Source organism: Streptomyces chilikensis (assembly GCF_001642695.1).
GTDB lineage: Bacteria > Actinomycetota > Actinomycetes > Streptomycetales > Streptomycetaceae > Streptomyces > Streptomyces chilikensis.
Window position 1 is genome coordinate 1,074,193 of the sequence record NZ_LWCC02000005.1, and the last position, 6,803, is coordinate 1,080,995.

Below are 6,803 nucleotides of genomic sequence, written 5' to 3' on the forward strand. Positions count from 1 at the left end.
AGACGCCGCCCTGCCCGGGAACCGTGACGGTTCCCGGGCAGGGCGCAACAGCTCGAGTTGACCGAACTCCCTACCCAGAATGACCTGGGCGAGGTTCAGAGGGTCTGCGGTCGGTACCGCACTCTCAGCGCTGCAGCGCTCCCCTGTCGGATATCACTATGCGTATGTCGGTGCCGGACGTGCCGGCACCTCGTATGACGAGGCCAGATTACCGCTCGGTGGCGGCCAGCTGACCACAGGCCCCGTCGATCTCCTGACCGCGGGTGTCCCGGACCGTCACCGGCACCCCGTGCGCGGCGATCGCCTCGACGAAGGCCTTCTCGTCCTCCGGGCGCGAGGCGGTCCACTTGGAGCCCGGCGTCGGGTTCAGCGGGATCAGGTTGACGTGCGCGGGCCTGCCCTTGAGCAGCCGGCCCAGGCGGTCGCCGCGCCACGCCTGGTCGTTGATGTCGCGGATCAGCGCGTACTCGATGGACAGGCGGCGTCCCGACTTGGCGGCGTACTCCCAGCCCGCGTCCAGCACCTCGCGCACCTTCCAGCGCGTGTTCACCGGGACCAGCGTGTCACGCAGCTCGTCGTCCGGGGCGTGCAGCGAGATCGCCAGGCGGCACTTGAAGCCCTCGTCGGAGAACCGGTTGATGGCGGGCACCAGGCCGACCGTCGAGACGGTGATGCCGCGCTGCGACAGACCGAGCCCGTCGGGCTCCGGGTCGGTGAGCCGGCGGATGGCCCCGGTCACCCGGTTGTAGTTGGCGAGCGGCTCGCCCATGCCCATGAAGACGATGTTGCTGAGCCGCGCCGGGCCGCCGGGGATCTCCCCGTCGCGCAGGGCGCGCATGCCGTCGACGATCTGGTGGACGATCTCCGCGGTGGAGAGGTTCCGGTCCAGGCCCGCCTGGCCGGTGGCGCAGAACGGGCAGTTCATGCCGCAGCCGGCCTGGGAGCTGATGCACATGGTCACCCGGTCCGGGTAGCGCATCAGCACCGACTCGACGAGCGTGCCGTCGAACATCTTCCAGAGCGTCTTGCGGGTGGCGCCCTCGTCGGTGGACAGGTGCCGCAGCGGGGTCATCAGCTCGGGAAGCAGCGCCTCCCGCAGCTTGGCCCGCGAGGCGGCGGGGATGTCCGTCCACTGCTCCGGGTCGTGCGCGTACCGCGCGAAGTAGTGCGTCGAGAGCTGCTTGGCGCGGAACGGCTTCTCGCCGATCGCGGCCACCGCTTCCTTGCGCTCGGCGGGCGTGAGGTCGGCGAGGTGCCGCGGCGGCTTCTTGGCTCCGCGCGGGGCGACGAAAGTGAGTTCTCCGGGCTTAGGCATGGCCTTACCAGTGTGGCAGATCGAAAGCGTGCCCCCGCCGGGCCGCCCGGGCCGGCCCGGTGAGGTACGTCTCCGCCGCGCCCGCGCGGGGATCCGGCGACGGCGAAGCCCCGTACCGCGACCGGGGCGGAACGGGGCTTCTTCGCGGGTTCGGTGCTCAGCTGCCGACGAAGATCTCCAGCAGGAGCCACACCACGGGGGCCGTGGGGAGCAGGGAGTCCAGGCGGTCCATGATGCCGCCGTGACCCGGCAGCAGGGCGCCCATGTCCTTGATGCCCAGGTCCCGCTTGATCATCGACTCGCCGAGGTCGCCCAGCGTGGCGCTGACCGCGACGGCCAGGCCCATCAGCAGGCCGTGCCACCAGGCGCCGCCGTCCACCAGCAGCGTCATGCAGAGGGCGCCCGCGGCCATGGAGAAGCCGATCGCGCCCAGCAGGCCCTCGCGGGTCTTGCCGGGGCTGATGCGGGGCGCCAGCTTGTGGGTGCCGAACCGCCACCCCACGGCGTACGCGCCGGTGTCGCTGACGATCGTCAGCAGGAGGAAGGTCAGCACCCGCTGCGGGCCGTCGTCCGCGGCCAGCATCAGGGAGACGAACGTCGCCAGGAACGGCACGTAGAACGTGGCGAACAGACCGGCCGTCACGTCCCGCAGGTAGTCCTGCGGCGGCGAGGCCATCCGCCACACCAGCACCGCCAGCGCGGTGAACGCGGTCGCCAGCCAGGCGCCCTGCGGCCCCGCCGCGTAGCCGGCGATCACCATCGCCGCTCCGCCGACGACCAGCGGCACCAGCGGCACCTTGATGCCCTTGCGCTCGGCGAGCCGCGAGGTGAGCTCCCACAGGCCCACGCCCACCGCCGCCACGACGACGCCGACGAACACGGCCTTCACCACGAAGAGCGCGACCAGGACGACGACGCCCAGGCCGACGCCTACGCCTATCGCGGCGCCCAGGTCGCGTCCCGCGCTCTTCTTCTTGCGCTGCCGCGGTTCCTCCGGCCCGCGCGGGGCCGGAGAGGGCTGGGAGGCGTCGGACATGGGCTCCTGCGGCTTCTCGCTGACGACGGGCAACGGGCGGGTGTGCTGGGCGGCGTCCCCCTGCGGCACGGGTGCCCCGTGCCGCACGGGCGCATGCCGCACGGCCCCGTGCCGGGCGGACGCGGCAGCCTCCTGCGCGGGCACGCCGAAGGGCTGCCCGTGGGCGCCGTGCGAACCGGACGGTGCCGGCTGCCCGGACGACCCCTGGACATCCCCGTAGGCGTCCCGGACCGCCGGCGCCGCATACGCGTCACGCGGCGCGTGAGCCGCATGCGCATCGTATGCCGGACCCGTCGGAACAGCTCCCTGGACGGGGCCGCCGGGCGTTCCATACCTCTGCTCGTGCTCGGACGGCCAGCCATGTCCTGCCTGCGGCGGCGCCCCCCAGGAAGAGTCGTTCATCAGACTTCGAGCAGCTCCGCTTCCTTGTGCTTGAGCAGCTCGTCCACCTGGGCGACGTACTTGGCGGTGGTGTCGTCGAGTTCCTTCTCGGCGCGACGGCCCTCGTCCTCGCCGACCTCGCCGTCCTTCACCAGCTTGTCGATGGCGTCCTTGGCCTTGCGGCGCACGGAACGGATCGAGACCTTGGCGTCCTCGCCCTTGGTCTTGGCGACCTTGATGTAGTCGCGGCGGCGCTCCTCGGTGAGCTCGGGGAACGTCACGCGGATGATGTTGCCGTCGTTGCTCGGGTTCACGCCGAGGTCGGAGTCGCGGATCGCCTGCTCGATGTTGCGCAGCGCGCTCTTGTCGAACGGGGTCACCACGGCCATGCGCGGCTCCGGCACGGAGAACGAGGCCAGCTGGTTGATCGGCGTCAGCGCGCCGTAGTAGTCGGCCACGATCTTGTTGAACATCGCCGGGTGCGCACGGCCGGTGCGGATCGCGGCGAAGTCCTCCTTGGCGACCACGACGGCCTTCTCCATCTTCTCCTCGGCCTCGAGGAGGGTCTCTTCGATCACCACTTGCTCCTGCGTGTCTTGAAGTAGGCCCGTCCGCCGCTCCTGTGCGCGCCGGCGGACGGTTGCGTCGCGTCTTCTTCCTGCACGGTTCCTGCCCGGCAGGACGTTGTCCATCCCCCGGCCGGGTCGTCGCCCGGACCGGGGCACGGGGCGCCCACCCGGCGCCGGCCGGGTGGGCTGGTCCGCCGGTCAGTCCCGGCGGCCCGGGTCGCCCACGAGCGTGCCGATCTTCTCACCATTGACGGCTCTGGCGATATTGCCCTCCGCCAGGAGTTCGAAGACGAGGATCGGCAGGTCGTTGTCGCGGCAGAGCGTGATCGCGGTCATGTCGGCGACCTTGAGGTCGCGGGTGATGACCTCGCCGTAGCCCAGCGAGTCGAACTTGACCGCGGACGGGTTGGTGCGGGGGTCGGAGTCGTAGACCCCGTCGACGCCGTTCTTGCCCATCAGCAGGGCCTCGGCGTCGATCTCCAGGGCGCGCTGGGCGGCGGTGGTGTCGGTGGAGAAGTACGGCATGCCCATACCGGCGCCGAAGATGACCACACGGCCCTTCTCCAGGTGGCGCACGGCCCGCAGCGGGATGTAGGGCTCGGCGACCTGGCCCATCGTGATGGCGGTCTGCACGCGCGAGTCGATGCCCTCCTTCTCCAGGAAGTCCTGGAGGGCGAGGCAGTTCATCACGGTGCCGAGCATGCCCATGTAGTCGGAGCGGGCACGGTCCATGCCGCGCTGCTGCAGCTCCGCGCCTCGGAAGAAGTTGCCGCCGCCGATGACGATGGCGATCTCCGCTCCGTCACGGACCACGGCGGCGATCTCGCGCGCGATGGCATGCACCACGTCCGGGTCGACGCCGAGTCCGCCGCCGCCGGCGAACGCCTCGCCGGACAGCTTCAGCAGATACCGGCCGCGTACTTTGCCGTCGTCGCTCTTCTCGGCCTTCGTGGTCATGGGGAGTCTCACTTCTTTTGCAGTGCACACACACGAAGAAGGCCATTGCCGGTGGGGCGTGGTTCGCATCCCATGCGGCAATGGCCTCCCTCGTCAGATCTGTTGTCGCCCGCCGCACGCGAGTGCGCGGCGGCGTACCCGGACGACTGCTTCCGACCTTAGCGGTCGGATCCGCCGATCACGGTACTGACTCAGATGCCGACCTTGATGCGCGCGAAGCGCTTCAGGGTGACACCGGCCTCGTCCAGGACCTTCTGGACGGACTTCTTGTTGTCCAGCGCGTACGGCTGGCCCAGCAGGGTGGCGTCCTTGAAGAAGCCGTTCAGACGACCCTCGACGATCTTGGCGATCGCGGCCTCGGGCTTGCCCTCGGCGCGGGTGGTCTCCTCGGCGATGCGGCGCTCCTTCTCGACGACGTCGGCCGGCACGTCCTCCTTGGAGAGGTACTGCGGCGCGAAGGCGGCGATGTGCTGGGCGATGCCCTTCGCGACCTCGGCGTTCTCCTTGTCGAGCTCGACGAGGACACCGATCTGCGGGGGCAGGTCCGGCATGGTGCGGTGCATGTACGCCAGGACGTAGCCGTCCTTGAACTGGGCGAAGCGGTCCAGGACGATCTTCTCGCCCAGGTTCGCGTTGGCCTCGTCCACGAACGCCTGGACGGTCTTGCCGGCCTCGATCTCGGAGGCGAGCAGGGCGTCGATGTCGGCCGGGGAGGTCTTCACGACGTGCTCGGCGATGGCGTTGGCCACGGCCTGGAACTTCTCGCCCTTGGCGACGAAGTCCGTCTCGCACTTCAGCTCGACGATGACGCCGGCGGAGTTGTCGTCGGCGATGATCTCGACGACGGCGCCGTTCTCGGCGGAACGGCCCTCGCGCTTGGCGACGCCCTTCTGGCCCTTGATGCGGAGCGCCTCGACGGCCGCGTCCACGTCGCCGTTGGCCTCGTCCAGGGCCTTCTTGCAGTCCATCATGCCGGCGCCGGTGAGCTCACGCAGCTTCTTGACGTCGGCGGCGGTGTAGTTCGCCATGTCTGTGCTTCTCTTCTCGGAGTGCGAATTGAAGATCTACGGGCCCGGACGGCGGGGGCACGATCGGTGGATCCACCGACACGGCGGGCGGCGCGGAGGGCGCCGCCCGCCGTGTGGTCACACGATCAGCCGTACGGGCATCGCCGCCCCGGACCTCGCGGTCCGGGGACCGGGCGTCAGGCCTGCTCGCCCTCGGCGGGCTTCTCGGCCTCGGCGGCGGGCGCCTCGTCGGCCGCGGGGGCCTCGGCGGCGGGGGCCTCGGCCGGCTTCTCGGCCTCGGCGTCGTTCTTCTTGTCGCCCTCGAGCAGGTCGCGCTCCCACTCGGCCAGCGGCTCGCCGGCGGCCTTCTCGCCCTTGTTCTCGGCGGCGCCGGAGCGGGCCATCAGGCCCTCCGCCACGGCGTCGGCGATCACGCGGGTGAGCAGGGTGACGGAGCGGATCGCGTCGTCGTTGCCCGGGATCTTGTAGTCGACCTCGTCGGGGTCGCAGTTGGTGTCGAGGATGGCGACGACCGGGATGTTGAGCTTCCGGGCCTCGCCGACCGCGATGTGCTCCTTCTTGGTGTCCACGATCCAGACGGCGCTGGGCACCTTCTGCATCTCGCGGATACCGCCGAGGGTCTTCTCCAGCTTGGCCTTCTCGCGGGAGAGGACCAGGAGCTCCTTCTTGGTCAGACCGGACGCGGCGACGTCCTCGAAGTCGATCTGCTCGAGCTCCTTGAGGCGCTGCAGACGCTTGTAGACGGTCGAGAAGTTGGTGAGCATGCCGCCCAGCCAGCGCTGGTTGACGTAGGGCATGCCGACGCGGGTCGCCTGCTCGGCGATGGCCTCCTGCGCCTGCTTCTTCGTGCCGACGAACATGACCGTGCCGCCGTGGGCGACGGTCTCCTTGACGAACTCGTAGGCGCGGTCGATGTACGACAGCGACTGGAGCAGGTCGATGATGTAGATGCCGTTGCGCTCGGTGAAGATGAAGCGCTTCATCTTCGGGTTCCAGCGACGGGTCTGGTGACCGAAGTGGACGCCGCTCTCCAGCAGCTCCCGCATCGTGACGACGGCCATGGCCGTTCTCCTTGAGGTTCTCGGTTGTGCCGCGGACACCGGACGGCATCCGCGCCTGACGCCCGCGTACGACGCCCAGCCATGAAGGACCGAGGGGCGCCGACCCGGACCGCCGGCTTGCGCCGGGGTCCTCATCGAGGCGTGCGAAGTCGACCCGGTGACCCGGATCGCCTCAGAAAGTGTACGGGACCGCCGGGGTCCCGAGTGACGCCGCCGTCCACAACCGGCGAGTAGTCCACAGGCGCGGGCGGATTCCGGCCGCTCCGCGGCACGGTTCGGGCATGCGAGAGAAACCACGTCGAGAGACCGGCCGTGCCCTTCGGGGCGGCCGGGCCGGATGGACCCTGTGCGCCCTGGCGGGGGCGCTGCTGGGGGCGGCGGCCGCGCCCGACGCGCCCGCCGCGGATCCCCCCGCCGCGGGGTCGTCCGCGCCGCCGGGCGCGTCGGCGCCGGAGG

The 6,803-nt window shown here is 70.4% G+C and carries 6 protein-coding genes; all 6 read right to left on the bottom strand.

Annotation, left to right across the window (positions count from 1 at the left end; translation table 11 throughout):
- Nucleotides 1-208: 208 nt before the first annotated feature.
- The 6 genes from rlmN to rpsB all read right to left on the bottom strand — a co-directional run bounded on the left by rlmN (nt 209) and on the right by rpsB (nt 6,347).
- The gene (rlmN, locus tag A2U95_RS04800) at nt 209-1,315 is read right to left on the bottom strand and encodes a dual-specificity RNA methyltransferase RlmN (RefSeq protein WP_166020977.1); all 1,107 of its coding nucleotides are present in this window, start codon (nt 1,313-1,315) and stop codon (nt 209-211) included.
- Between the two features lie 157 nt (nt 1,316-1,472).
- Nucleotides 1,473-2,753, bottom strand: coding sequence for a phosphatidate cytidylyltransferase (locus tag A2U95_RS04805; RefSeq protein WP_166020978.1), 1,281 nt, complete (start codon nt 2,751-2,753; stop codon nt 1,473-1,475).
- On the bottom strand, nt 2,753-3,310 hold the full coding sequence (gene frr / locus A2U95_RS04810) for a ribosome recycling factor (protein WP_166020979.1): 558 nt from the start codon (nt 3,308-3,310) through the stop codon (nt 2,753-2,755). Before frr ends, A2U95_RS04805 begins: the two co-directional genes overlap by 1 nt.
- Before the next feature lie 189 nt (nt 3,311-3,499).
- On the bottom strand, nt 3,500-4,258 hold the full coding sequence (gene pyrH, locus A2U95_RS04815; protein WP_166020980.1) for a UMP kinase: 759 nt from the start codon (nt 4,256-4,258) through the stop codon (nt 3,500-3,502).
- A 191-nt stretch (nt 4,259-4,449) separates the two neighbouring features.
- Nucleotides 4,450-5,286, bottom strand: a complete 837-nt coding sequence (gene tsf / locus A2U95_RS04820) for a translation elongation factor Ts (protein ID WP_166020981.1) — start codon at nt 5,284-5,286, stop codon at nt 4,450-4,452.
- Nucleotides 5,287-5,462: 176 nt separating this feature from the next.
- The gene (gene rpsB, locus A2U95_RS04825) at nt 5,463-6,347 is read right to left on the bottom strand and encodes a 30S ribosomal protein S2 (RefSeq protein ID WP_166020982.1); all 885 of its coding nucleotides are present in this window, start codon (nt 6,345-6,347) and stop codon (nt 5,463-5,465) included.
- Between the last annotated feature and the right edge of the window lie 456 nt (nt 6,348-6,803).